The organism is Kribbella sp. CCNWLW201 (assembly GCF_037203805.1).
Classification (GTDB): domain Bacteria; phylum Actinomycetota; class Actinomycetes; order Propionibacteriales; family Kribbellaceae; genus Kribbella.
In genome coordinates this window covers 74,136-100,684 of the sequence record NZ_JBBCBQ010000007.1, presented here as the reverse complement: position 1 = coordinate 100,684, position 26,549 = coordinate 74,136, and the positions used below count along the sequence as shown (strand labels likewise).

Here is a 26,549-nt window from a genome sequence, read left to right as displayed (position 1 = left end):
GGGTACCGTTGTCGGAATGCTGGTTGCTAAGCGATACAGGTTGGGTCCCTCCATTGGGCGGGGCGGCATGGGAGAGGTGTTCCGTGCCACCGATGAACAGCTGGGACGTCTGGTCGCGGTCAAGTTGCTGCTGCCGTCCGATCACGCTGAGCGAGCGGCCGAGCGATTCCAGCGCGAGGCGCGAGCCGCCGCGAGGCTGAGCGACCCGCATGTCGTCTCGGTATACGACTTCGGCAGCCACGGCGACGGGTTCTTCCTGGTGATGGAGCTGGTCGAAGGCCGGAGTCTCGCCGAGGAACTCGCCGAACTCGGACCTCTGCCGAAAGATCGTGCGATCGACCTCATCGAACAGGCTGCCGCAGGCCTGGCCGCGGCGCATCGGGAGGATGTCGTCCATCGTGACGTGAAACCGGGCAACCTGCTGCTGACGACGGACGGGACCGTCAAGGTCGCGGACTTCGGTATCGCTCACCTTCCAGGAGACGGAACGACCACGCTGACGGCGACCGGTCAGATCATCGGCAGCACGCACTACCTCTCGCCCGAGCGAGCACGAGGCGGGCAGGCCGGCAAGGCGGCGGATGTGTACGCGCTGGGGTGCGTGCTCTACCAGTTGGTCACCGGTCACCCGCCGTTCACGGCGGACCACCCGGCAGCGATTCTCTACCAGCACGTCGACACTGCACCGGCACCTCCGAGTCTGGTCCGCCCCGAACTGAGCGGACCGTTCGAGAGCGTTCTGCTCCAGATGCTCGCCAAGGAACCCGCTGACCGTCCGTCCGCCGCCGAGATCGCAGCCGGCTCCCTCCGTGCCCAGCACCTCGCCCCCGCCGCTGCGGCTCTCGACGTCGAGCCGGGCGACGGCGAGAGTCTGCCGGAGCCGCCGAACCGGATGCGAGGCAAGGCTCTTGTGGCCGGAGCGATCGCCGTCCTCGCGACGGCGGCGGCTGTGCTGGCTGGGGTCTTGCTCAACGGCAACGAGCCGAGATTGCCCCCGACGACCGACGTCGGTCCGCAACCGAGCGGCACTTCCAGTGCGCCGGCGTCGACACCTGCCGCGACGAGCACTGCATCCACGACAGGCCCGCCCCAGACCAGGACAAACCCGACCACGACTCAGCCGACGCAAAGCCCCTCTCAGCAACCAACGCAATCGCCCAGTCCTACCTCGACGGGTACGACGTCGCCGAGTGCATCGCCCCAGAGCAGCACCACGCCCAGCGCTCCCACGTCCGGGACGCCCTCGACGACTCCGTCGAGCCCGCCGCCGACCGTGACGAGCACCCCGGTGACGGGTACTCCGTCACCAGGCGGCCAGGGCACAGGAACCCCGCCACCAGCTGACTGACCAGGTGCACGGTCAGAGGAGTTGGGTGATGAGGCCGTAGTCGTGGGCCTCGGGGGCGGTGAGGACGCGGCCGGGTTCGAGGTCAGCGGCGATTTCTTGCGTCGTACGGCCGGTCGCGTCGGCGATCAGGTCGTGCAGGCGGGCGACCTGGCGTTCGTGCTGGTCGGCGAGGGTGGCGAGCTCGTCGGCCGTGCCGTTGGCGGTGAAACGAGGCGAGACCAGGATGAACATCGTGTGGCGGTGGGCGGCTCGTTGCTGGGTGGCGCACAGTACGGCGATGGCCGGGCCGCGGAGTGTTCCACGGGCGACGGCGTGGACGGGTGACTCGATGAGGTCGATCGCGGCGGCGACCGCGAGGGACGGCTCGAGGTCCGCGTCGGAGCAGGCCAGGTGCAGCGTGATCGGGGTGGTGTCGCGGGTGTCGAGGAGCAGCAGTTGCGACGCAACGCGGTTCGCGACTGCGTCGTCGAGTCGCCCGCCGACGATGATCACTCGCTGGTCGAGAAGCCGGTCGGCCAGGTCTTGGTCCAGTCCATAGGGAGCGGGTTCCTGCCATGACGGCAGAATCGGCTGGGGCGTAGGTGGCTCCGACGGCACCCGCGGCTGCCACGGTGGTGGTATCTCAGGCCGCCCGGGCGGCCAAGTGGCAGCCGGTCTCTCCAACACCATGGGGTCCTCCTGTCGACTCCACCAGCGTGCGCCGCAGATCCCGGCCGCGAAAGGCTCATTCGCTCAGAGCAGACGGTACGGCGCACGGCGGTCAGGCGTCGCGGCGGTGGAGTAGGGCTGCGGCGGCGCCGAGGAGGACGATCACCCAGCCGGCGAGGACGGCGGCGCCGGCTCCGTCGGGTGGGACGACTGAGGTGAATGATGAGCCTGCGTTCGACGGGAGGTAGGGGAGGATGTTGTCCTCCCAGCTGGACGGGAGGATCGCACCGAGCAGGGTAGGTGCCAGCAGCAACAAAGCGCACAGGGCGCCGCTGAGGCTGAGGCTGGTCGGGGACGACGGACTCGGGGCTGGATCGGTGGAAGGAATGATCGAACGTCCATAATCCGTCCTCGAGTGATGATGGCTACGAGTCTCGCACAGCCCACACCGCCCCAGTCTGACCTCCACACCCGATCCCCGCGTCACCCACCCGCACTACCCGCCATACCCCCAGCGCAGTACGGCGCCAGCGGCTGGGTTACTCGCGCCAGCCGGTGAGGTTTACGGATTTGGCGGTGTCGACGCGGAAGGCGAGCTTAATCGCGACCTCTTTGCCGGGGGTCAGGTCGAGGGTCCAGGTGATGACGCCTAGGTCGGTGGTTTTGGTTGGTTCTGGGGTGGTGGTGATGGGTTTGACGGTGATTTCGTGGTCGCGGGGTACGGGGAGTTGGTCGAGGACTGTGATGCGGGCTGGGCGGGGGGTGTGGTTCTCGATTCGGGTTTCGTACTCGACTTCGCGGCGGCGTGTGGATCCGAGGGTCGCCTTGGTCGCGGTACGTCGTACCAGCTTGCGCTCGACGCGGATCCGGTCGTCCAGACCGAGGGCGAGTTCGACGTCCTCGCCGGGGGCCCACAGCGGCAGTGCGGCCGAGCCGACGAAGTCCGCCTCGTGGAAGACCGCGGCTTTCCCGGCGGGCAACGTGTGGGTGGACGAGTTCACGACCGTGGCCCGTAGGTGGACGTCGGCTGACTGGACCGGCGCGGTGACGTAATCCAGCTCGGCGTCGAGGTCGATCGAGGCGATCGTCGCGCGGTGCGAGGCGCCATCCGCGGGTACGGCGACCGGCCGGGGCGGAGTGTACGTCGCTGCAGTGATGCCCTGCTCGACGGTCGCGGCGAGGTCCGCGAAGGCCGGTGCCGCAGCTGACTGGGGCTGGACCGCCCCGGCGTACGCCTCCATCCCGTCTTGGCGACCTCGCTGGACGCCGGCCGGCGCGACAGGGACCGGCGGGTGGAAGCGGTCGAGGTACCAGGGGTCGAGCTCGGGTACCTGCGCGGTCTTTGTGGGCCGGGCTGTCGACAGCGTGAGGTCGCACTCGGGCCAGTCTTCACCGGTGTGCTGGGTGATCAGGCCGTACCAGTTCAGCGTGAGCTGGTCGCCCGTGAGACGAACGTCGTACGCGCTGGTCCAGCTGGCGGCGGGCACGACGTAGGAGAGCTCGATCTCCACCTCGGCCTCGGACTCCAGCGCCAACGCGACGGCGGCGGAACGGCGGTCGGGTTTGCGTTGCTGCGCGATCGCGGCAAGCCGGCGGTCGGCGGCCGCGAGGCGTTCCTCGGCTTCGCGCCGCTGCGTGGCCAGCTCCCTCCGCTTCGACCGTACGGCGGACAGCCGGGCAACGAGCGAGTCGGTGAACTCGCCCAACTCGCCGCCTGCTTCGCCGGAGGCCAACGTCCGGGCGAAGCTGCCGCCGCCACGCCGGGCCAGCTGTGCCAGGAACACGTCGAGCTGGGCCTGGACATCATCCGCGTCGATCAGTTCCACAACCTCGGCCTCGGCCTCGCGACGTTGTCGCTCGAGCTCGGCCACGGTCTCATCCGGGGCCTGTGGATGGTGCGACGTCGCCAGGTCAACGCCGAGCACGGTCGCCGGTCCGCGTCCGGCGACCCGGACCGAGTCCTCCTGCAGTGCGAGCGGCAGCGGCTCGACGTACACGGTCTGATCGCCGGCCGGCACAGTGATCCTGCCGCGACGAGTGATCCGCGCGCGGTCCGGATAGACCGTGACGGCGGCAATCGGAGCATTCACCACAAGTTGCGTCATGACCCGACACTAGCCGCCCGACAGGACCCGCCCCGAGTTCCCGATGGAGACGCCCGACGGTGCACCCGTCGGGCGTCTCTGCCATGAGTCAGCGGAGCTGGCTGAAGGCGGCTCGCAGTTCGGTGACGAAGAGGCCGGGCTCCTCCCAGGCGGCGAAGTGGCCGCCCTTGTCGACCTGGTTGAAGTAGTCGAGGCCGGGGTAGACCGTCTCGACCCAGCTGCGCGGGGCGGCCCAGATCTCGCCGGGGAACGTGGTGAAGCCGACGGGAACCTTGACCGGCGGGGGCGTATGGCCGGCCGCCGCGTGCAGGAACTGCCCGAACTCCCAGTACCACCGGGCCGCCGAGGCGCCGGTGCCCGTGAGCCAGTACAGCGTGATGTTGTCGACAATGTTCTCTCGGGTGAGGTTGCCGACGGGTTCGCCGTCGACGAACGCGCGGGACATCTTGTAGTAGCTGTCGGTGTCGTGGTCGAGCATCCAGGCCGCCAGCCCGATGGGTGAGTCCAGCAGGGAGTAGCCGACCGTCTGCGGCCGGGTGGACTGCTCCAGGAAGTAGCCGAAGCCTTCCGTCGTGAACGTCTTGAGCGCGGCGTGCGCGGCACGTTCCTGCTCGGACTCGGCCGGCAGCAGATCGACGATGCCCAACGCCGTCGCGAGCAGGTTGACGTGGATTCCGACCAGCCCGTCGGGACCTTGGCGGCCCATCGCGTCCGTGACCGCGGCACCGACGTCGCCTCCCTGGGCGACGTAGCGCGTGTAGCCGAGGCGACCCATCAGCTTCGCCCAGGCCTGTGCGATGGGGCCGTTCTCCCAGCCGAGCTCGGTCGGCTCGCCGGAGAACCCGTACCCGGGCAAGGACGGCAACACGACGTGGAACGCGTCCTCGGCGTCGCCGCCGTGCGCGGTCGGGTCGGTGAGCGGACCGATGGTGTCGAGCAGTTCGAGGACCGAGCCGGGCCAGCCGTGCGTCATGATCAGCGGCAACGCGTTCTCGTGCCGCGATCTGACGTGGATGAAGTGGATCTGGACTCCGTCGATCTCGGTGGTGTACTGCGGCAGCGCGTTCAGTCTCGCCTCACACTTGCGCCAGTCGTATTCGTTCGTCCAGTAGCGGGCGAGTTCCTGCAGCGTCGCAAGCTGCACGCCCTGTGAACGGTCTTTGACGAGCTCCTTGGTCGGCCAGCGCGTCGCCGTGATACGGCGGCGCAGGTCATCGATCCGCTCCTGCGGAATCTCGATGTGGAACGACTGGACTTCGGTCGTGGTGTCGAGGGTGGTGCTCATGACGCCTCCTGGGCTGATGCGGTTGGTGACGCCACCGAGCCTGCTCTTGTCTCCTGTACGGCGCGCCCGTGGAAAGCCCTGGTCTGCTCCCGGGTCTGCACGGTGCGCCAGGGGCAGGGCCAGGGTGCTTCCCTGGTTCGGTGCGAGGGTGCCAACGGCGATCGTGCTCTTACTGTCGATCGAGAGTGGGGACACGATGAACGCCACGAGTACTGCTCCTACAGAGCTGGATGCGTCGACCGCCGACAGCAAGCCGAGGGTTTCGGCCGTGCCGATCACGTTGTTCTCGATCCCGCTGGGCCTCGCCGGGCTGGGCGGTGCGTGGGAGGCCTCGGCCCAGCTGCTGCGCGCGTCCGCGGCGCCCGCCGATCTGGCCTTCGCAGCCTCCACCGTCGTTTGGGCGATCTTCACCGGCATCTATGTGGTCAGCGCCATCCGCCACGATTCGGGCCGGTTCAAGGTGGACCTACGCCACCCCTTGTTCGGCCCGCTGACTGCCTACATCCCGGTGATCGCGATCCTGCTCGTTGCGCACTACGCGGCCGGCCTCGGCCAGGCTGCACGGTGGCTGATCTACGTCGCGGTGGCCGCGCTCGCGGTCAATGCCGCGGCGCTGGTGGCGCACTGGCTGCGCGCACCGTTGGACGAGGAGGCCGTGCACCCGGGCTATTTCCTCCCGGTCGTCGCAGGCCCGTTCATCGCGAGCATCGGGCTGGCCGCCGTGGGCGACCGGATGGCGGCGGTCGGGGTGTTCGGCGTTGGCGTGTACTTCTGGCTGCTTCTGGGAGCCGTCATCACCAGTCGCCTGTTCTTCCGTACGCCGATGCCGCAGCCTTTCACGCCAGTCCTGTCGATCCTCCTCTCGCCACCGGGAACAGCCAGCCTGGCATGGTTCGCGATCAGGTACGGCGAGATCGACCAGCTGCAAGCCGCGGTCGGTGGGATCACCTTGTTCACCCTGCTGATCCAGCTCTTCTTCCTGTCCGACTACCTGCGCCTGCCGTTCACCTCCCAGCACTGGGTCTTCACCTTCCCGCTGGCGGTGCTGGGCAACATCGGGATCCGCTGGTCCGCCGGCCTCGGCTTCGACGGCTGGCAGGTTGTCGCCTGGGTGATCCTGACGATCTCCACGGCATCGATCCTGGCCATCCTTGCCGGCACCGTCCGCGACTGCCTTCGTGCGCTCGCCAGACGCCGGACCGTCCTGCGGTCATGAGTTTCGGCGCACCAGCAAGGGGCTGGGGCGGTGGTGGACGAAGGTGATGGGGGCCGGGATGTTTTCGAGTAGGCGGCCGATGGCGGATCTGGATCGCCAGCGGGCGACTCGGCTTTCGGGTACGGCGAACACGACGAGGGCCGCGGACCGTGATGCGTGCGTGAGAAGGGAACCGCGCGGACCGGTCAACGGCTGTCGCTGCAGATCGACGTCGACGAAGACGTGCACGTGCTGCTGCAGGAGATCGTCGATCGACGGTGTGTTCGCCTCGGGTACGTCGACCAGCACGGTGACTCCGATCCCGCGTCGGTGCGCCGCGTTGAAGGCAGCGCCCAGGACGGCCCACGCCGCGGTGGGATTGTGATCAGACGGCATCACGGCGACCACCCGGCCGGCGCCGCGCCCGGGGACCGGCGTACCTGTGAAGCCAACGACTGCGACGGGCCGCCGGGACCGGGCGGTGACCTGCACGGCCACCGGCCTGCCCCAACGCTGGTGTGGGCGGCAGGTGGCGTCGCGGCCCAGCACGATCAGGTCCGCGTCGTCACCCTCGACCGCGATCGAGTGCGAGGGCTCGCCGGTATGGATGTGAGTGGTGACCGCGACGTGTGGCGCGACCTGACGGGCGCGCTCCGCGGCCGTGTCGAGCAACCGTTGGGCCGCGTCGTGAGCGCCGGCGTCACCCGGTCCCACGTAGGTCAGCGCGAACGAGTTCCAGGGGATGACATGCAGAATATGGAGCCTTGCCTGCCGAGCCGCCGCCTCGGCTGCTGCCCAGGCCACGGCGTCCAACCCGTTCGCCGGGCTGTCGACGGCGACCAGGACAAAGGCGGCTGTTCGAGACCCTTCGGGCAGGGCGCCCAAGCGATGCATGAGTGGCTCCCCTTCGAGAGGTCGCGGACTTAGCCGGCGGCCGTCCGATAGGGGGCCAGGAAAGTGCCCAGTGCTGCGAGCATCTGCGCGGGAGCCTGCTCCGCGACCCAGTGGCCGACCCCGGGAATCACCAGGGTCTGGACATCGATCGCGGCCGGCTTGATCCCGCCTGCCGCGGCAGCACCCCAGCTGTTCTCTCCACCGATCCCGAGAACCGGAATCGTCAGCTTCGTCTGCTGGCGGTCCGCGTTCTGCGCCAGGATGGCGTCCCAGGCACGGTAGAGACCGAAGCTGGCGCGCAGGGCGTTCCGGTCGCGGTTGTAGAGGCTGACGTAGTACTGGATGGCGTACTCCGGCAGCGTCGCCCCGCCGCCCTGGATGGCGAACTCGTAGCGGTAGTAGGCGTCCGCGTTGCTTCTGACCATGTCAACGATCAGCTCGTCGTTGACCCGGTTGAACGGGATGTGCCAGAGCCTGTTGTTGAGGAACTCGGGCAGGAAGAGTGGCGGCGGAGCGTGTTCGGGATCCACCAGTCCTGGTGGGCCGGGGATCTCGGCGACGACCAGGCGGTCGACGCGGTCGCGGTGGTCGGCGGCCAGCGCGTAGCTGATGATGTAGCCGGTGTCGTGACCGACGACAGCGAACCGCTGATGGCCGAGTGCGGTCATGAGTTCGGCGAGATCGTCGGCCAGAGTGGCGGTGTCGTACCCGGCTCGGGTCTTCTCGGTCAGGCCGATACCGCGCTGGTCGACGGCGATGACGGTGAACTCGCGAGCCAGTGCCGGCATCAGGAAGCGCCAGGCGTACCAGTTCTCCGGCCAGCCGTGCACCAGCAGCAGCGGGGGACCGTCACCGCCGATGACCACGTGCTGGCGGATGCCGTTGGCATCGACGAACCGGCTCCTGAAGGTCCTGGTGAAACCGGCCGGGAGCTTCGGAGCGGTGGAGACCGAGCCGATGCCGTCCCGCGCCCGCTGCGGCGCTGCGGAGGCGGTGGACGCCGCGCCGAACAATGACACCCCGGTGGCAGCTGCGGCAGTACCGACAAAGGCCCGGCGGGAGAAAGGGCGCGGCGGATCTGCGGGAGAGATGCTCATGGGAGGGACTCCTTCGAAAAGGACAGATCCGCTGTGGTCTGTCGACCTCACCGACACTGCTCGCGTCCGCCGACCGTTGCGCCAGTGAGCGCCACTGGTCCTTTCCCTGGTTCACGGGCCGCACCGTTCCGGCCCGTGTTCTCCCGTGGCGGGACCAGGGACTGTGCCGGGTGCGAGATGTCCGTCGAACGATCGACGATGAACGAGTCGGACACAGCTGGGAACTCAAGGGAGATGGCCATGCGGGTCTTCGTCGCAGGAGGAACAGGGGTTGTCGGCCGGCCCGTCGTCGAGGCGCTGGTCGACCACGGCCACCAGGTCACGGTCAGCACCCGCCGGCGTGACCGCTTTGGTCTCGTGGAAGGACTCGGGGCGCGACCGGTCGTGATGAACGGGCTCGACGAGGTCGAGGTGGGACAGGTGATCATCGAGGCTCAACCGCAAGTGATCATCAATCTGATGACTGCGCTCGCGGTGCCGGCTCCGGACTACGGGACCTGGCTGGAGGTGACCAACCGGCTGCGGCGCGAGGGCACGAAGGTACTGATGAACGCGGCGCGTGAGGCCGGCGTTCTGAGGGTCGTCGCACAGAGCGCCAGCTTCATGACCCGACCCGGCTCAGGTACGACGGACGAGTCGGCGCCGCCGTACCTGGAAGCTCCGGGGCCGATCGGAACCCACGTCGAAGCCAACATCGTGGCTGAGAACCTGGTGCTGGACACGCCGGGTATCGAGGGCGTCGTTCTTCGGTACGGATTCCTGTACGGCGAGGGCACTGCGATCGGACCTGGTGGCGACATCACCACGGCGGTCAAGGCGGGTGAGCTGCCGATCGTCGGCGACGGCGCCGGGCGGTACCCGTTCGTTCACGTTCACGACGCGGCGTCGGTCACGTTGCAGGCCGTCGACCGCGGCAGCCCTGGTGTCTACAACATCGTGGACGACGATCCCGCTTCGCAGGCCGAGTGGCTGCCGTACCTGGCCGAGCTTCTGGATGCCCCGCCGCCGCGGCGTATCTCGGAAGAGGAGGCCGAGCAGCAGATCGGCGTCCAGGCCGTGTACTACGGCAACCACCTTCCGCCGGCCAGCAACGCCAAGGCGAAGGCGGAGCTGGGGTTCGCCCTCGACAGTCCGTCCTGGCGGGACGGATTCCGAAAACTCTTCGGCTGAGGGATCAGACGGTGTGGGGCGACTCCGGGAGGGACTGGCGGAGGTCTCGGCGGGTCTGGACGCCGAGCTTGGAGTACACCTTGCGCAGATGCCATTCCACCGTCCGGGCGCTGAGGAAGACCGCGTCGCCGATCTCGGAGTTGGTGAGACCTTCCACGGCGAGCCGAGCGATGTGCGTCTCCTGAGCGGTGAGGTTCCCGGCCGATTCGACCGTTCGCCGGCGAACGGTCTCGCCGGTCGCGGCGAGTTCTTGGCGTGCACGCTCGGCGAATCCGCCGAGACCCATGGCGCTGAACGTCTCGAACGCGAGGCGCAACTGAGTGCGTGCGTCCCCGCGACGGTCCTCCCGTCGCAGCCATTCGCCGTACCGGAGCTGAGCCCGGGCGCGCTCGACTTGAAGCGTCGTACGCGCCAGCCTCTCGGCTTCTTCTCGATAGCAGTCTTCGGCGGCGCGGCCCGAGTGCAGCAGGGCTCTCCGGCCGGCCTCGACTCCCAATGCCGCATCGGTCCTGCTGGCCTGGGTGAACGACGTCAGCTGTTCGAAGGCCTGGGCGGCCTCCTTGGTGTCCTCGCTGTGTACGCCGGCTTCGACGAGCTCGGCGAGGGCCCACTTCGGCGGGCCGAGTTCGAGAGGTGAGGCGGCGGCCAGCTGGGCGGCGGTCAACGCTTCCGCGTGGCGGCCCAGGCCACTGAACATCACAGCCTGGAACCAGCCGATCATGTTCAGGCCAACGCCTTCACCGCGAGCTGTCACATCGTCGAGCAGTTTGCGGAAGCGCGGTTCTGCCCGTCCCGCGTCGCCGCGGATGGCGTTGAGGCAGACCTCGCCGTACGGCGTCATCGTGTTCTGCCCGCCGGTCACTTCGGCGACCCAGGCGCATTCGGCGACCAAGGCCTCCGCCTCGGCCAGGTCGCCGCTGTACAGGTCGTAGATGATGCGGCTGGTGAGCGCGACCGGCAGCACGCTCAACGCGCCGATCTCGCGAATGGCAGCCAAGTGCCTTCGGGTGAGGACGTCCCAGTTGCCGTCGTCGAACAGATCTGTCGCCGCACAGGCCGCAAGCCAGGCGAAGCGGACGGACTCGTCCAGAGTGAGCTCGTCGGAACCGAACGCCCGGACGGTGTCGAGCAGTCCGGGAGCCGCCGCCGTGTAGCCGTCGGTATAGAGCTCCCCGATCCGGCGCAGCATCACATCGGACTTGCCGATCACTGCCGGCAGTTGAATCTCACGGATGGCCTCGGCGACCTGACGCATTCCGATGCCGGAACCGGACGCGAGCCGGCCGGCGAACATGGCCGCGGCGAAGGCGTCCAGGTAGGTCTCCCGGGCGAGCTTCGGGTCGAGCGGCTCGAGCCGGGCAGCGGCGGCGAGGAGCAGTGGAAGCCCTTTGTTTCCACCTTCGGAATAGTGCGAGATCTGCGCCTGCAACAGGTCCACCAGCGCACTCTGTGTCTCGTCGAGCGGTCCGGCCTGTGCCTCGGCGAGCAATGACAGAGCGTCGTCGAAAGCACCGGCTGTCGCCTTCGCCTGCGCGGCTGCCAGCGATCGCTGAGCTCGGTGATCGGCCTCAGGTGTGAGCGTCGCAGCAGCTTCGAGGAATGATGCGGCGGCCGTCAGTCCACCGCGGCCGAGGGCACGGTCCGCGGACTGCTCGAGTGCGGTCGCGACTGATTCGTCGGGACCGGCGGCCGCGCGGGCGCGGTGCCAGGCCTGCCGGTCCGGGTCCGTGACCGGATCGGTGACCTCGGCGAGCGCCTGATGGACGGTACGTCGCTCTTCCGGAGCAGCCGCACGATAGACGGCCGACCGCACGAGTGGATGCCTGAACTCGACTCTGTGACGCAGTTCGAGCAGGCCCGTCGCCTCGGCGGCCGAGATCGCGTCGTCGCCGATCCCGAGTCGCTGTCCAGCCCGCCGTACCAGGTCGATATCTCCCACCGGGTCGGCGGCCGAGAGGACCATCAGCTGCCGGGCTTGGTTCGGTAGAGATTCCAGCTTGCGGAGGAAACCTTCCTCCAGGCGGCTGGCCAGACTGGTGCTTGGGCTCTCGCCGTCGGGCGCCCTGCCTGCCAGCTCGCGGGGGAGTTCGAGCAGTGCGAGCGGGTTTCCGTGCGTCTCGGCCACCAGGCGCTCCCGGACCTCGGCATCGAGCCGGCCGGCCAGCACGGAATCCAGCAGGTCCGCGGCATCGCGGTTGTTCAGTCCGGGCACCGGCAACTGCGGCAGTGCGGTCAGTATCGGCTGTTCATCCGTCGTACGGAGAGCGAAGATCATCGCAACGGGCTCCGCGTGCAGCCGACGGGCGACGAACTCCAGTGTTTGCGCGGATGCCTGGTCGAGCCACTGGGCATCGTCGATGACGCAGAGCAGCGGCTGCTCCTCGGCTGCGGAGCTCAGCAGATTGAGTACGCCGAGTCCGACGACGAACCGATCGGGCGGAGGGCCGGACGCGAGGCCGAACGTGGTGTCGAGTGCCGTCCGCTGCGGAAGCGGCAACCGATCCAGCCGGTCGAGAAAGGGAACACACAGCTGGTGCAAGCTCGCAAACGCGAGCTCCATCTCCGACTCGACACCGGCTGCCCGGCTCACGCCGTACCCGTCGGCGTTGTCCAGCACGTATTGCAGCAGGGCCGTCTTGCCGATTCCGGCCTCGCCGGACAGAACAATGACCTGGCTTTGTCCGTTGCGAGCAGCAGTGAGCAGTGAGATCAGCGATTCGCACTCGGAACGACGTCCACGGAGGCCCGGCCATCCTGAGCTGACAGTCATGACCACCCCATCGTCTTAGGCCGCATGGCGGATTGGCCCTCGGCATGGGGCGACGTCGGAGCCTGGCGCAGGTTTCACTCTGGCACTGACTCCGGCCGCGGGCAACGATTCTCAGCCGGAAGCCTGACTGTTCGGGTAGACACCGTTCGGTGGCGCCCCGGCCGCACCGACTGCCCGGCCGAGGTCGAGTTCGGCGCCCTTCGGCGTCTGCAGGCCGCGTTCGAGCAGGTAGCGCATCCGTGCGGCGTTCACCGGGCGCCACGCTGTCTGGAGGAACGCGATCATGCCCGGCCCGAACTCGTCGTCGGCGGGCAGCGACGCCAGATCCAGCAATCCTTTGGCGGAGACGATCGCGGTCTTGTCGAAGCCGGCGATGCGTCGGGCGAATCGATCGACGAAGTCGTCGAGCTCGCTGTCGGGGACGACGCGGTTGACATAGCCGTAGCGCTCGGCGAGCGCAGCCGGGAAGTCGTCCGCACCGAGGACGATCTCGGCGGCCCGCGACCGGCCGACCAAGCGAGCCAGGCGGGCCATCGCGCCACCGCCTGGCACAGCACCCATGCCGACCTCCACCTGACCGAGTACGGCGTTGTCGCCAGCGAACCGGATGTCGGTCGCCAGCAAGAACTCGCTGCCGGCGCCACGGGCCCGGCCCCGGACGGCCGCGACGGTGACCGCAGGGACCTTGCTCAGCCGGATCAGATTGTCCACATACGGATGCAGACCGGTTGGGCCTGGCCGCATCGCCGCGACCCGGGACCGGTTGGCAGTGATGTCCCAGTGCGCCATGAAAAAGTCCGGGTTCAGGCTGTCGAAGACCACGACCGTGAGCGCGGGAGCCTCCTCGATCCGGGCGACGAGGTCGCTGAGCTGCTCGATCGTGTCAGGATCGATCAGGTTCACCGGTCCGTTGCCGAACGACGCTCGCCAATAGGCGTCCGAGACCTCGGTGACGTGGAACTGCTGAGTGTTCATCGAAGGTCTCCGATCACCAGACCCGCGTGGGGCTGACGACTCGACCATCACTCACCGTGCACGTGATCGCGCCAGTACCACGTACTGGCCGATGCACTGGTGCTTCGGCCAGGTCTAGCCTGAAAGCCGTGTCCGGGAGAACCAACCGTCCACGGCTGTCCTTGCGAGGTCGGCGCGACGAGTGCGAGGTGCTGGACCGCCTGGTCGCATCCGTGCGGTTGGGCGGTCACGGTGTTCTCGTCCTGCGCGGTGCGCCCGGCATCGGCAAGAGCGCCCTGCTGGAGTACGTCGAGGCAGCGGCAACGGACTGTCGCACCTTGCACGTTGCCGGCGTCGAATCGCAGATGGAACTCGCGTTCGCGGGCCTGCATGAGCTGTGCACGCCGGTACTGAACCTGCTCGATCGACTGCCAGGGCCGCAGGCGGACGCTCTGGCAACGGCGTTCGGCCTGCGGGAGGGAACTCCTCCGGACCATTTCCTGGTCGGGCTCGCCACCTCGACATTGCTGTCCGAAAGTTCCGGGGACAGCCCGGTGGTGTGCATCGTCGACGATGCACAGTGGCTCGATCAAGCCTCCGTTCGGACGCTCGCGTTCGTGGCTCGCCGACTGACGACCCAGTCGATGGTCCAGTCTGTCGCTTTGGTCATCTCGGTCAGAGCAGGCGAGAGCGCCAAGACCTGGGCGGATCTCCCTGGCCTGTCACTGCGTGGTCTGGCTGCGCCGGACGCTCGGGAGATGCTGGAATCGGCCGTGAGCGGCCACCTCGACGAGCGCGTGCGAGAGCGCATCCTGGCCGAGGCGCACGGGAACCCGCTGGCATTGCTGCAGCTGCCGCGATGGTTCACGGCGGCTGAGCTCAGCTTCGGGCCGGGGCCTGACAGCACGATCGGGAAGAGATCCCTGACCGGCCGGATGGAGGAGGGGTTTCGTCGTGAGCTCGAGTCGCTTCCGCACGAGTCGCGTCTTTTGCTGCTCACCGCGGCCGCAGAGCCGCTCGGCGATGTCCGCCTGCTGTGGCGGGCGGCCCAGCGACTCGGCATCGGCGTCGATGCCGCCCGCTCGGCCGAACAAGCAGGGCTGATCGAGCTCCGCCAGACCGTTCGGTTCCGTCATCCGTTGGTGCGTTCGGTTGCGTACCGCTCGGCCACCGTAGTGGAGCGTCAGGCGGCACACCAGGCCCTGGCTGAGGCCACCGACCAGCAGGCGGACCCTGATCGGCAGGCCTGGCATCGCGCAGCCGCGGCAACCGGGCCGGATGAAGCCGTCGCGGCGCAGCTCGAACGCTCAGCGGATCGCGCACTGGCACAAGGCGGACTGGCCGCTGCCGCTGCGTTCCTCGAGCGGGCGGCCGTGCTGACGCCCAACGCCGCGGACCGCGTCCAGCGTCGACTCAATGCGGCCCAGGCCATGATGCACGCCGGCGCTCTCGAGGCGGCTTCGCAACTGCTCGCGGTGACCGAACACGGTCCGCTCGACGAGCTCCAGCGTGCCCGCATCGACGTACTGCGCGCTCAGATCGGGCTGGCGGCTAATCAGGGCCGCGAAGCTCTCCCGTTGCTGGTGAGTGCCGCTCGCCGATTGGAGCCGCTCGACGTCGAGTTGGCTCTGGAGAGTTATGTCGACGCGTTCACCGCGGCCTGGTTCGCCGGACACCTGGCCACCGAGCCGGGGCCGATGGCAGTTGCCTTGATGGTGCGCGACGTACCGAGACCATCCCCGCCGCGGCGGGGAGATGATCTGCTGCGTGCACTCGCAGTGCTCTTCGGCGACGGTTATCAGACGGCGGCTCCAACGCTCCGAGCCGCAGTTCAGGCGTTTGACAGCGACGACATCCCTGTCCAGGAGGCGGTCCGGTTCCTCTGGCTGGCGACGGTGATCGCGATCGAACTGAGGGACGGCAGGGCCTGGGATCAACTGGCCAGCCGGCACCTGCGGATCGCCCGGGACTCGGGTGCGGTGAGCGCTTTGCCGCTGGCGCTCAATTCCCGTGTCTTCGTGGACCTGTTCTCCGGCGACCTGCAAGCCGCGGCGGCCCTGGTCCAGGAGGCGGAGGCCGCGACCGAGCTCGCGCAGATCAGGATGACGCCGTACGGCGCCATCGGCCTCGCCGCGTTCGAGGGACGTGACGATCACACGACGCGGTTTCTCACGGCGGCGCGGCGTGACGCTGAGGCGCGTGGTGAAGGGCTCAGCGTCTCCCTCACCCACTGGGCGAACGCGTTGCTGAGCAACAGTCATGGCCGGTACCCAGCGGCTCTCGAATCCGCCCGTGCGGCCGCCGCTCACCCCGAGGAGATGGTGGTCAGGTCCTGGAGTCTTGTCGAACTCGTCGAAGCAGCAGCGCGCACCGGTGACTCTGACACTGCCGCGGATGCCGCCGAGCAACTGGCCGAGGCAGCCCGGGCGAGCGGAACGGACTGGGCTGCGGGTGTCGCGGCGCGTTCGCAGGCTCAACTCGACGGTCCCCGCACCGAGGAGCTTTACCGCGAAGCGGTTGACCGCCTCGAGCGCACGAACCTGCGCGTCGAGTCGGCCCGGGCCCGGTTGCTGTACGGCGAATGGCTGCGACGTGCCGGTCGCCGGCTGGAAGCACGTGAACAACTCCGATCGTCGTACGACGCAATGGCTGCGATGGGGATGGAGGCGTTCGCCGGCCGGGCGCGCCGCGAGCTCAATGCCACCGGCGAGACAGTCCGCAGACAGACGGTCGACACGCAGCAGGAGCTCACGGCGCAGGAACTGCACATCGCTCGCCTCGCGGCGAGCGGCCTGACCAACGCCGAGATCGCCTCGGAGCTGTTCATCAGTCCCCGCACTGTCGAGTGGCACATCCGCAAGGTCTTCACGAAGCTCCACCTCACCGCCCGCCGCCAACTGACCGACGCGCTGCGCGGAATCAACCCGGAGTCCTGATGGTGGTCCGGCGCTTGTCGTCTCCCGTGGCAAGACCCGTGGGCTCGACTGGGTCCACCGAGGGGGCTTCTGCTGGACGATGGGAGCATGCCGACCAACGGAGCCGACCATGAGTGACCAGGATCAGGAGCCGCTGCCACGGGAGCGGCCGGCCGCGAATCGGGACGAGCGAGCCGATGGCTCGAAGCGATCCGCCGATCCGCCCTGGCGTACCGAAGGTCTCCCGACGGGGAAGGGCGAACGGCCTCGCCGGCCGCGCTGGCTGAAGCTGGTGGGGTGGATCGTCGGCGGATACCTGGTGCTGTTCCTGCTGACCACGATGCAGGACCAGATGTCCGGGGGAGTGGAGACGATCGCGTACACCGAGTTCACCACGCAGGTGGAGAAGGGGAACGTCGCTGAGATCTTCGCCCGTGGGGACACGATCGAGGGCCGGCTGAACGAGGCGGCGTCCGTCCCGGGCAAGACGGACACGTCGTACACGAAGTTCACCACCGAGCGACCGACGTTCGCCAACGACGATCTGTACGGCGCCCTGGAGAAGAGCGGCACGACCGTTCGGGCCACTCCGGTGGTCCAGGAACGCGGTGCGCTGTGGAATCTGCTGATCTCGTTCGCGCCGATCCTCCTGCTGGTCGGGTTCTATCTCTGGTTGTTCCGGCGCCAGCAACGCGCGGCCGGGGGAGGGCTCGGCGGTCTGCTCGGTGGCGGACAGAAGAAGCCGGTCGATCCGGAGAGTGTCCGGGCGACCTTCGCCGACGTCGCGGGCATCGACGAGGTCGAGGCCGAGATCACCGAGATCACCGACTACCTGAAAGAGCCCGACAAGTACCGCCGGCTGGGCGCGCGGGCGCCGAAGGGCGTTCTGCTCGCCGGTGCGCCGGGCACGGGCAAGACGTTGCTCGCCCGGGCCACCGCGGGTGAGGCCGGCGTCCCGTTCTTCTCGGCCAGCGCCTCGGAGTTCATCGAGGCGATCGTCGGGGTGGGGGCCAGACGGGTGCGTGAACTGTTCCAGGAGGCTCGGAAGGTGGCGCCGGCGATCATCTTCATCGACGAGATCGACACCATCGGCCGGGCGCGCGGCGGCGCCCGGTCGATCGGCGGTCACGACGAGGGGGAGCAGACACTGAACCAGATCCTGACCGAGATGGACGGCTTCTCCGGCACCGAGGGAGTCGTCGTCCTGGCGGCCACCAACCGTCCCGACGTACTGGATCCGGCGCTGCTGCGACCGGGCCGGTTCGACCGCACGATCACTGTGCATGCGCCGGATCAGAAGGGCCGCGAAGCCATTCTGCGAGTGCACGCGCGGGGCAAGCCGCTTGCCGCTGACGTCGACCTCGCCGCGATGGCCCGATCCACTCCGGGAACGACCGGCGCCGACCTGGCCAACCTGCTGAACGAAGCCGCGCTGGCCGCCGCGCGCCAAGGCCGGTCGGAGATCCACCAGTACGACCTGACCAACGCCCTGGAGAAGATCCAACTCGGTGCCGCTCGCAACGTCGTCATGCCCGAGGAGGAGCGTCGTCGTACCGCTTATCACGAAGGCGGTCATGCGCTGCTGGGCATGATCCAGGTCGGCGCCGACCCCGTGCGCAAGGTCTCGATCATTCCGCGTGGACGCGCGCTCGGCGTCACGCTGTCGACGCCGGAGATGGATCGGTACGGGTACGACGCCGGCTATCTGCGCGGCCGCATCATCGGTGCACTCGGCGGGATGGCGGCCGAGCAAGAGGTCCTCGGCGTGGTCACGACCGGCGCCGAGAGCGACCTGGAGACCGCGACCCGGATCGCCCGCTCGATGGTCGGCCGGTGGGGGATGTCCGCGGCCGTCGGCCCGGTCTCGGTCCTCCCCTCGGACGGCGACCCACGGGCCATGGCCTCGGACTCTCTGCTGAACATCGTCGACGACGAGGTACGACGCCTCATCGACGAGTGCTATCAAGAGGCCCGCCGACTCCTCCGCGAGAACCGCACCCGCCTCGACGGCATCGCCGAACAACTCCTCCAGCACGAAACCCTCGACGAAGCCGACGCCTACGCCGCCGCCAACATCCCCCACGACACCAAGACCTGACTCGCCTCAGTGGATTTAAGGCTGTCTGAAGACCACGGCGCACGCTGGTGATGTCCGGTACCACAAGGAGGGGGAAGAACCATGAGCACTCTGGAGACCGAGGAGACCGCGGTGAAGCAGGAACGGCCGAAGCTGCGGTTCCCGATGATGGCGAACGATCAGGGTGGGATCGGCGGCGTGCACCTCGGCGACGTCTGCCACAACCACGTCCTCACCGAGGTCTACGCCGACTTCGACGGCGAGGGCCACCTCGTCCACCTACACACCCACGACATCGGCAGCTGCTGACCACAGCACCCAGCAAGCGATCCGGCGGCCATCAAGGGCCGCCGGATCTGTAGGAAGGCGCCCGCCCCAGAGATCTCTTCGTCAACTGACCCAGCCGAGACCGTGCTGACAAGAGTGTCAAAGTATTGACGCGAGTGTCAGGCTGTGTCTACGTTGGGGGTCTCAGCGGAAGAGAGAGGGCGCCATGGCTTATGTCATCGGGGTGGATGTCGGTGGGACGTTCACGGATGCGGTGTTGGATGACGATGCGGGGACGGTTGTCGCGGCCAAGGCGCCGTCGACGCCGGATGACTACTCGCGTGGAGTCATGGAGGCGCTTGCCGGGCTGGCCGAGCAGTTGGCCGAGCCGGTGGAGGAGATGCTCGGAAAGACGCATCACGTCGCGCACGGTACGACGTCGTCGCTGAACGCGCTGGTGATGGGCAACGTGCCGCCGGTCGGGTTCCTGACGACGGTCGGGCACCGCGACTCGATCTTCATCATGAACGTCGAGGGCCGCTATCTCGGGTCGTCACCGGACGAACTGCAGAACGTGCTCGGCCAGAGCAAGAACCACGGCCTGATCCCGAAGCGGCACGCGCTGGAGGTGGTCGAGCGGATCGACCGGGACGGCAACATCGTCGTGCCGCTGAACGAGGATTCCGTGGGTACGGCGGTGAACAGCCTGCTCGCGGAAGGGATTCGCTCGGTCGCGGTGTCGCTGTTGTGGTCGTTCAAGAATCCGGTGCACGAGCGGCGGATCCGGGAGCTGATCCACGCGATCGATCCGGACGTGTTCGTCGCCTTGAGCTCGGAGGTGAGTCCGCGGATCCGCGAGTTCGCCCGCAACGCGACGACGATCATGAGTTCGCAGATCGGTCCGGGCCTGGGCGAGTACCTGGGAGTTCTCGAAGGCCGGCTGCGTGCGCAAGGCCTCGCCGGTCCGCTGCTGGTGATGCAGAGCAACGGCGGTGCGATCGCCGCGAGCGAGGCGCCCTCGACCGCGATCAGCACAGTCGGCTCGGTGCTCACCGGCGGCGTCGTCGGTGCCGTGTCGCTGGGCCGGCAGCTTGCCCACCGCAACATCATCACCACAGATGTCGGCGGTACGACGTTCCTCGTCGGCCTGATCGTGGACAGCGAACCGGTCCGGGCCAGCACCACCATCATCAATCACCACCCCGTCAACGTGCCGACGCTCGAGGTCCACGCGATCGGTTCGGGCGGCGGCGCGATCGCCTGGATCGATGCCGGCGGCAACCTCCAGGTCGGTCCACGGAGCGCGCAGTCGGTGCCTGGTCCGGCCTGTTACGACACGGGAGGCACTGAGCCCACCAACACCGATGCCAATCTGGTGCTCGGCATCCTCCCGGAGTCCGGGCTTCTGGGTGGTCGCAAGGCGCTCAACGTCGATGCGGCCAGGCGGGCGATCCGGGAGAAGATCGCCGGTCCGCTCGGCCTGAGCGTCGAGGACGCCGCGGCCGCGATCTACGCGATCCAGAACGCCCAGACCGGTGACCTGTTGCGCAAGACAGTCGTCGAAGCGGGCCATGACCCGAGGTCGTTCGTGCTGTACGCGTTCGGTGGTGCCGGGCCGGCGTACTGCGCTTCGTACGCCGCCGAGGTCGGTGTGCGGGAGGTCGTCGTACCACTGGGGCCTGTCGCATCGGCGTTCTCCGCTTACGGCCTCGCGTCGTCAGACGTCGTACTGGCATCAGAGCTGTCCGATCCCGGGCCGATGCCGTTCGATCCGGTCCGGGCCGCGGACAACTTCGCCGTACTCGAGGAGCAGGTGCGGTCCGCGCTGGACCGTCAGGGGCTGAGTTACGAGCGGATCGAGTGCGTGCGGTCGCTGGATCTGCGCTACACCGCGCAGTTGGCCGAGGTGTCGGTCGAGGTCCCGAACGGGCCGCTCGACGCGACCACGATGGCCGACACGGTCGCGTCGTTCGAGAAGCGGTACGCCGAGTTGTACGGCGAGGGCACCGGCTTCAGCGCGGCCGGGATCCAGGCGATCACCTTCCGCGTCCGGGGGACCGGCGTGCTGCCGTTCTCGCCCACGTTGCCAAAGCTCGCCGATGCCGAAGGATCCGATCCGTCCGAGGCGTCGTACTCGACCAGGAAGGTCTGTCTCGATGCCCGGGTCGGGTACGTCGAGACGCCGATCTACGACTATCGCGCACTGAAGGCGGGCCACGTCATCACCGGTCCGGCCGTGATCGAAGTGCCCACGACGACTGTCGTCGTACCGCCGGAGATGACCGGGGTGGTCGACCACCTCGGCAACCTGACGATCGACACCCAGAAGAGGTCCTGACCATGGCGATGCAGATTCCCGGTTCGGAGTACTTCTCCAGCCGTCCCGTCGACCCGGCGGTGCTCGCCTCCGCGTTGCCCGCGTCCCTGCCGGTGCACACCGTCACGCAGGAGCAGATCGACAACCTGGATCCCTTGACCTACGAGGTGATCCGGCATCGCCTGTGGTCCGTCACCGAGGAGATGGGCGAGGCGCTGAAGCGGATGTCCGGCTCCCCGATCGTCACGGATGCGAACGACTTCGACTTCGCGATCTGCGACGAGGTCGGCCAGGAGGTGCAGGTCGGCCTCTACAACACGATGCTCGTCGGTGCCGTCGATCTGGCGATCTACTGGACTCTGCAGCACCGGGCCGACAATCCCGGTATTCGCGAGGGCGACATGTTCCTCTGCAACGACCCGTGGGTCGGCGGCGGGTTGCACCAGAGCGACGTGATCGTGTTCCAGCCGGTCTTCCACGAGGGCAAGCTGTTCGCCTGGACCAGTGCGATCTGCCACGAGCCGGACCTCGGCGGTGTCGGGCTGGGCTCGTTCTCCCCGGCCGCGCAGGACGTCTTCGCCGAGGCGCTGCCGACGCCACCGATCAAGGTCGTGCGCGACTTCGAGCTGCAGAACGACGTCGCCGATGCCTGGGTACGACGCTCGCGCGTACCGATGCTGGTCAACCTGGACCTCCGGGCCAAGATCGGCTCGAACTCGGTCGGTCGCAAGCGTCTGGTCGATGTCATCGAGCAGTACGGCGCGGACACGGTCAAGGCGGTCATGAAGCGGATGATGGCCGACGCCGAGAGCCGGCTGCGGCGCAAGCTGACCGCGTTGCCCGACGGGACCTGGCGCGCGACCGGGTATCAAGACCAGTCGCACGAGGGCGACCGTGGCGTGCACAAGATCACCGTCGCGATGACCAAGACCGACGATCACCTGACCTTCGACTTCCACGGCACCGATCCGCAGACCGGCGTCATCAACTGCACCTTCGCGGGGATGCGTGGTGGCGTGATGCTCGCGTTGCTGCCGATCCTGGCGCACGACATCCCCTGGTCGGCGGGCGGCCTGATGCGTTGCTTCGACCTGGTCGCGGAGGAAGGGACCATCAACAACGCGACCTTCCCCGCAGCCGTCAGTCGTGGTCCGATCGGACCGGCCTGGCTCACCGGGACGTTGGTCGCGGAGTGCCTGTCGCAGTTGCTCGATCGGTCGGTGGACCTCGGCAAGAGTGTTCAGGCGGCCTGCTGCGGTACCTGGGACACGGCGGTCGTGGCCGGGCTCGACGAACGTGGCGAGTTCCCGATGCCGTTCCTCAACGTGATGATGGAGCCGATGGCCGGCGGGTTCGGTGCCCGGCCGCAGGCGGACGGTATGGATACGGGCGGCCTGTTCTGCATCCCGATGGGGCGCATCCCCGACGTCGAGATGACCGAGTTCCTCTATCCACTGCTCACGCTGTGGCGGCGTGAGGAGCCCGACTCAGGCGGTCCCGGGCGGCAGCGTGGCGGCGTCAGTGCATCAGTCGCGGTGACGCTCTACGGGTCCAGCAATCCAGCCGGCCTGGTGCTCGCCTCCGCCGGCAAGGCGGTCTCGCAGAACAACGGGCTGGCCGGCGGCTATCCCGGCAACACGGGTCTCGACGCAGTCGCGCGTGGTGCCGACGTACACGCGCTTCTCGAGCAGGGCAAGGTTCCACAGTCGCTGGACGACTTCGGCGATGGTGTTGAACTCGGCAACTGTTATGCGCAGTCCTATCTCGCGCCGGGGGAGGTGCTGTATCTGAGCTGGCAAGGCGGCGGCGGGTACGGCGATCCGCTGCATCGCGACCCGGCTGCGGTGGCTGACGACGTACGAGAGCAGAAGGTCTCACCAGAGGCCGCGCATCAGGTGTACGGCGTTGTCCTGCGGGACAACGTGGTCGACGGTGAGGAGACCGCCGTACTGCGTGATCGGTTGCGGGACCAGCGACGTGAGCGTTCCGTTGTGCCTGAGACATCCGATGCGACGCGGATCGGTTTGGAGAGTGCGCGACGATTGGACGACAACCTGGTTGTCGCGGGCAACGAGGTTGGCTGTGCGCACTGCGGTCACCGGCTCGCCGACCTCACCACCGGCACGCAGCTTCAGCTCGCGATCTTCGAGGGACCGTCGAGCGAGGCCGGTCCGCAGATCACCTCCGATCCGGCGACGTACGTCGACGACGAGGTCCTGTTCCGGCAGCTCTGCTGCCCGGGGTGCTGGACAGCTGTCTACTCCTCGGTCGTGCCCAAGGATCACGCGGACCACGTGTCCGACGTCGGCCGGTTCGCACTCGCGGGTGGGCCGCAGTGAGGCTTCGCTCCGTGGACGTGCTGGGCGGTGGGCCGGGCGGACTGTACGTCGCCCGCCTGCTCAAGCTCCGGCATCCCGACAGTCGCGTGCGGGTCTTCGAGCAATCGGAGCCCGCCAGTACGTTCGGCTTCGGTGTCGGTCTGGCGACTCGCACGCAGCGGAACCTGGAGGCGGCGGACCCGGAAACCTTCGCGGCGATCGTCGCGAACTCGTGGTCGCACGAGATGTCGATGACGGTCGGCGGCCGGGAGGTGAGTCTGGCGCTGGACAACCTGATCGCGATCGGCCGGTCGACGTTGCTCGACGTCCTGCGCGGTCATGCGGCCGATGCCGGCGTCGAGTTCAGCTACAACTCGCGGGTCTCTGCGGATGAGCTCGATGCCGAGCTCGTGATCGCCGCCGATGGTGTCAACAGTGGAACCCGGGATGCCCGTGCTGAGGTGTTCGGCGCTCGGATCGACGTACACAAAGGCCTTTATCTTTGGGCCGGGACAGACGTTGCGCTGCCGAGGGCGGTATTCGCACCGGTGCGGACGGAGTACGGGACCTTTGTCGCACACGCCTACCCCTATGCCAGTGATCGGAGCACGTTCCTGATCGAGACCGACGAGGAGACGTGGCGCCGGGCCGGCTTCGACGTGACCACCGAGCGGCTGCAGTTCGATGGGAGTGACGAGGACGCGCTCGCGTATCTCGGCGAGGCCTTTGCCGAGCACTTGCACGGGCATCGGCTGATCGGGAACCGCACGCGCTGGCTGCGGTTCCGGACGGTCAGCTGCGAACGCTGGCACGACGGCAACGTCGTACTGCTCGGCGACGCGGCCCACACCGCGCACTACTCGATCGGGTCCGGCACCAAGCTCGCGATGGAGGGCGGCATCGCGCTGGCCGCGGCGATCGACGGCGCGAGCGACCTCGAGGAGGCGCTGGCGGAGTACGAGCGGGTACGGCGGCCGGCCGTCGAACATCTCCAGGAGACGGCGGCCCGGAGTATGAGCTGGTGGGACTCGTTCCCGACGCGGCTCGACCTGCCGGTGGAGCAACTCCTCGTCTCGTACATGACCCGGGCGGGGAAGGTCTCTGTCGACCGATTCGCTACGTCGGCGGTGGGCGTCGTACGGATGGCTCTTGCTCAGTATGGGCGGTGCGAGGTGTCGGAGGTCGATGACGGCAACCGCACTGAGTGGGTGTTGCGGCAACCTCTCGGTACGGCGTTTCCGTCGCGTCGCGTGCGGGCTTCGGAGATCGCTGGCCTGCGTCCGGTGCACGTGACGCTCGGCGATCCTTGGGGGTTCGCCGCCGACACTCTCGTGAAGGAGATCGGGGCCGACGAGGCGCTGTCCGGCGTACTGCTGAGCACTGCTGCTGATACTGGTTCCGTGTTGACGATGTTCGACCTGGCAGAGCGGATCCGGCGCGAAGCGGGCACGCTGGTCGTGGCCCGACTCGACGCGAGTGCGACCGACCTCGCCGTCGGCGCTCTCGTCACCGAGCGCGTCGACCTGGTCGACCTGGGCGGTGCCGCGTGATCACGGACGAGCTGGTGCCGCCGTTCCGGCCGGAGCTGGCCGAGCGCTACCGGGAAGCCGGGCTGTGGGGCGATCGTTCCATCGCTCGCGAGTTCACCGCGGTGGCGCAGCGGCATCCGGATGGGATCGCCGTCGTGGCCGAGCAAGGGAGTCTGACGTACGCCGAACTCGACGAGCGGACCGACCGGATCGGCGCGGGCCTGCTCGAGCTCGGTGTCCAGCCGGGCGACCGCGTGATCTTCCAGGTGACCAACCGGTTGGAGACCGTGGTGGCGTGGTACGCGTGCCTCAAAGCCGCTCTCGTCCCTGTTGCCACGCTCGCCGCTCACCGTGCGCACGAGATCGCCGAGATCAGCCGGCAGTGTGCGGCGACCGCTCACCTGGTCGAAGCCGGCCTACCGTTCGACCTGGTCGCCTTCGCCCAGGACATCGCCACGGACCACCCGAGCCTCCGCCACATCATCACCATCGGCGCAGAGGTGTCGTCGCTCGAGACGCTCGGTACCGACCTGAGCGAAGCGGCGATTCGCGCCCGGATCGACGAGGCGCAAGGCAGCACCGGGCCGGACGATCTGGTGGCGCTGCAGCTGTCCGGCGGCACGACCGGCGTACCGAAGCTCATACCGCGGCGGCATGCGGAGTACTGGTACAACGCGGCGGCCTACGCTCGCCGGCTCGGCTGGACGAAGGAGACCAAGGTCGGTCACCTGATCCCGGTCATCCACAACGCCGGGATCACCTGCGCGATCCACGCCGCCCACAGCTGCGGAGCCACCCTCGTCCTCGGAACGCCGGACGCCACGGCCTCGATGGACCTGCTGGCCCGCGCCGGCGTCGATTCCGCGTTGATCGGGCACGGGCACTTCGGCGCTCTCCGGCAGCCTGGCTTTCTCGATCAACTGCCGACCTTGCGGCAGGTTCTGCTGTCCGGCACGAAGGTTCCCGAGACCTTGTTCGACGAGCTCGAGCGGCGCGGGATCTGGTCGGGACAGCTGTTCGGCATGGGGGAGGGCCTGTTCGTCATGAGCCGGCTCGACGATCCGCGCGAGGCACGGCTGCGGACCGTCGGCACACCGCTGAGCGAGTACGACGAGGTGCGCATCCTGCTCCCGGGCAGCGAGGTCGAGGCGCCGTACGGCGAGATCGGCGAACTGTGCTGCCGCGGTCCGTACACGATCCCCGGGTACTACGCGGCCGGGGAACGCAACGCGCTCGCCTTCACCCCGGACGGGTTCTACCGCACCGGCGATCTCGCTCGCTGGGAGACGTACGACGGCAGGCCGCAGCTGCTGATCGAGGGTCGCATCAAGGACGTGATCAACCGTGGCGGCGAGAAGATCAACGCCGAGGAGATCGAACTGCTGCTGCTCAGGCACCCCGACATCCAGCAGGCCGCCGTCGTCGCGATGCCCGACGCCCGGCTGGGCGAGCGGTCGTGCGCGTACGTCGTCGCCCGCGGAGCCGTCGACCTGCCCACCGTCCAGCGGTACCTGGACTCGCTCGGCGTCGCGAAGTTCAAATGGCCCGAACGGGTCGAGCAGCTGGACGACCTGCCGCGGACGAACGTCGGCAAGATCGACAAGTCGCGGCTCCGCGACCGTGTCGCCGCGGCGCTGCGGGCCGGGACCGGCGGTTAGAG

General features: G+C 68.2%; 18 protein-coding genes. 10 read left to right on the top strand and 8 right to left on the bottom strand.

Features of this window, described 5'->3' with window-relative positions; translation table 11 throughout:
- Window positions 1–16: 16 nt before the first annotated feature.
- A complete protein-coding gene (locus V9K99_RS26715) occupies window positions 17–1,348 on the top strand; it encodes a serine/threonine-protein kinase (RefSeq protein ID WP_337324091.1) in 1,332 nt (443 codons plus the stop codon).
- Window positions 1,349–1,360: 12 nt separating this feature from the next.
- Here V9K99_RS26715 and V9K99_RS26710 read toward each other — a convergent pair whose 3' ends face one another.
- The 4 genes from V9K99_RS26710 to V9K99_RS26695 all read right to left on the bottom strand — a co-directional run bounded on the left by V9K99_RS26710 (window position 1,361) and on the right by V9K99_RS26695 (window position 5,386).
- Window positions 1,361–2,017: an ATP-dependent Clp protease proteolytic subunit gene (locus V9K99_RS26710; protein ID WP_337324092.1), complete on the bottom strand. Its 657-nt coding sequence runs from the start codon at window positions 2,015–2,017 to the stop codon at window positions 1,361–1,363.
- 91 nt (window positions 2,018–2,108) lie between these two features.
- Window positions 2,109–2,309 carry a hypothetical protein gene (locus V9K99_RS26705; protein ID WP_337324093.1) on the bottom strand — a complete coding sequence of 67 codons (201 nt, stop codon included), beginning with the start codon at window positions 2,307–2,309 and terminating at the stop codon, window positions 2,109–2,111.
- A 226-nt stretch (window positions 2,310–2,535) separates the two neighbouring features.
- Window positions 2,536–4,101: a DUF4139 domain-containing protein gene (locus V9K99_RS26700; RefSeq protein ID WP_337324094.1), complete on the bottom strand. Its 1,566-nt coding sequence runs from the start codon at window positions 4,099–4,101 to the stop codon at window positions 2,536–2,538.
- Window positions 4,102–4,189: 88 nt separating this feature from the next.
- The gene (locus V9K99_RS26695) at window positions 4,190–5,386 is read right to left on the bottom strand and encodes an epoxide hydrolase family protein (RefSeq protein ID WP_337324095.1); all 1,197 of its coding nucleotides are present in this window, start codon (window positions 5,384–5,386) and stop codon (window positions 4,190–4,192) included.
- Window positions 5,387–5,582: 196 nt separating this feature from the next.
- Between V9K99_RS26695 and V9K99_RS26690 the strand changes: the two genes are divergently transcribed.
- Window positions 5,583–6,602: a hypothetical protein gene (locus V9K99_RS26690; protein ID WP_337324096.1), complete on the top strand. Its 1,020-nt coding sequence runs from the start codon at window positions 5,583–5,585 to the stop codon at window positions 6,600–6,602.
- On the opposite strand, the gene V9K99_RS26685 is transcribed toward V9K99_RS26690, so the two are convergent.
- Both V9K99_RS26685 and V9K99_RS26680 read right to left on the bottom strand, forming a co-directional pair.
- Window positions 6,597–7,475: a universal stress protein gene (locus tag V9K99_RS26685; protein ID WP_337324097.1), complete on the bottom strand. Its 879-nt coding sequence runs from the start codon at window positions 7,473–7,475 to the stop codon at window positions 6,597–6,599. The genes V9K99_RS26690 and V9K99_RS26685 overlap by 6 nt on opposite strands.
- 29 nt (window positions 7,476–7,504) lie before the next feature.
- Window positions 7,505–8,572 carry an alpha/beta fold hydrolase gene (locus V9K99_RS26680; RefSeq protein ID WP_337324098.1) on the bottom strand — a complete coding sequence of 356 codons (1,068 nt, stop codon included), beginning with the start codon at window positions 8,570–8,572 and terminating at the stop codon, window positions 7,505–7,507.
- A 240-nt stretch (window positions 8,573–8,812) separates the two neighbouring features.
- Between V9K99_RS26680 and V9K99_RS26675 the strand changes: the two genes are divergently transcribed.
- Window positions 8,813–9,742 (top strand): NAD-dependent epimerase/dehydratase family protein, encoded by a 930-nt coding sequence (locus V9K99_RS26675; RefSeq protein ID WP_337324099.1) that lies wholly within the window; start codon window positions 8,813–8,815, stop codon window positions 9,740–9,742.
- Window positions 9,743–9,746: 4 nt separating this feature from the next.
- Here the strand turns inward: V9K99_RS26675 and V9K99_RS26670 are convergent, their stop codons facing one another.
- A complete protein-coding gene (locus V9K99_RS26670) occupies window positions 9,747–12,512 on the bottom strand; it encodes a helix-turn-helix transcriptional regulator (protein WP_337324100.1) in 2,766 nt (921 codons plus the stop codon).
- Between the two features lie 111 nt (window positions 12,513–12,623).
- On the bottom strand, window positions 12,624–13,487 hold the full coding sequence (locus V9K99_RS26665) for an enoyl-CoA hydratase/isomerase family protein (RefSeq protein ID WP_337324101.1): 864 nt from the start codon (window positions 13,485–13,487) through the stop codon (window positions 12,624–12,626).
- 128 nt (window positions 13,488–13,615) lie between these two features.
- Here V9K99_RS26665 and V9K99_RS26660 point away from each other — a divergent pair, with 128 nt between their 5' ends.
- The 7 genes from V9K99_RS26660 to V9K99_RS26630 all read left to right on the top strand — a co-directional run bounded on the left by V9K99_RS26660 (window position 13,616) and on the right by V9K99_RS26630 (window position 26,547).
- The gene (locus V9K99_RS26660; protein WP_337324102.1) at window positions 13,616–16,402 is read left to right on the top strand and encodes a LuxR C-terminal-related transcriptional regulator; all 2,787 of its coding nucleotides are present in this window, start codon (window positions 13,616–13,618) and stop codon (window positions 16,400–16,402) included.
- 109 nt (window positions 16,403–16,511) lie between these two features.
- Window positions 16,512–18,479, top strand: a complete 1,968-nt coding sequence (gene ftsH, locus V9K99_RS26655) for an ATP-dependent zinc metalloprotease FtsH (protein ID WP_337324103.1) — start codon at window positions 16,512–16,514, stop codon at window positions 18,477–18,479.
- 81 nt (window positions 18,480–18,560) lie between these two features.
- The gene (locus V9K99_RS26650; RefSeq protein WP_337324104.1) at window positions 18,561–18,767 is read left to right on the top strand and encodes a hypothetical protein; all 207 of its coding nucleotides are present in this window, start codon (window positions 18,561–18,563) and stop codon (window positions 18,765–18,767) included.
- 184 nt (window positions 18,768–18,951) lie between these two features.
- Entirely contained in the window at window positions 18,952–21,063 is a 2,112-nt protein-coding gene (locus V9K99_RS26645) for a hydantoinase/oxoprolinase family protein (RefSeq protein WP_337324105.1), read from the top strand.
- A 2-nt stretch (window positions 21,064–21,065) separates the two neighbouring features.
- Entirely contained in the window at window positions 21,066–23,381 is a 2,316-nt protein-coding gene (locus tag V9K99_RS26640) for a hydantoinase B/oxoprolinase family protein (RefSeq protein WP_337324106.1), read from the top strand.
- A complete protein-coding gene (locus V9K99_RS26635; RefSeq protein WP_337324107.1) occupies window positions 23,378–24,910 on the top strand; it encodes an FAD-dependent monooxygenase in 1,533 nt (510 codons plus the stop codon). The genes V9K99_RS26640 and V9K99_RS26635 overlap by 4 nt, the downstream gene beginning before the upstream one ends.
- The gene (locus V9K99_RS26630; RefSeq protein WP_337324108.1) at window positions 24,907–26,547 is read left to right on the top strand and encodes a (2,3-dihydroxybenzoyl)adenylate synthase; all 1,641 of its coding nucleotides are present in this window, start codon (window positions 24,907–24,909) and stop codon (window positions 26,545–26,547) included. Before V9K99_RS26635 ends, V9K99_RS26630 begins: the two co-directional genes overlap by 4 nt.
- The last annotated feature ends 2 nt before the right edge of the window (window positions 26,548–26,549 follow it).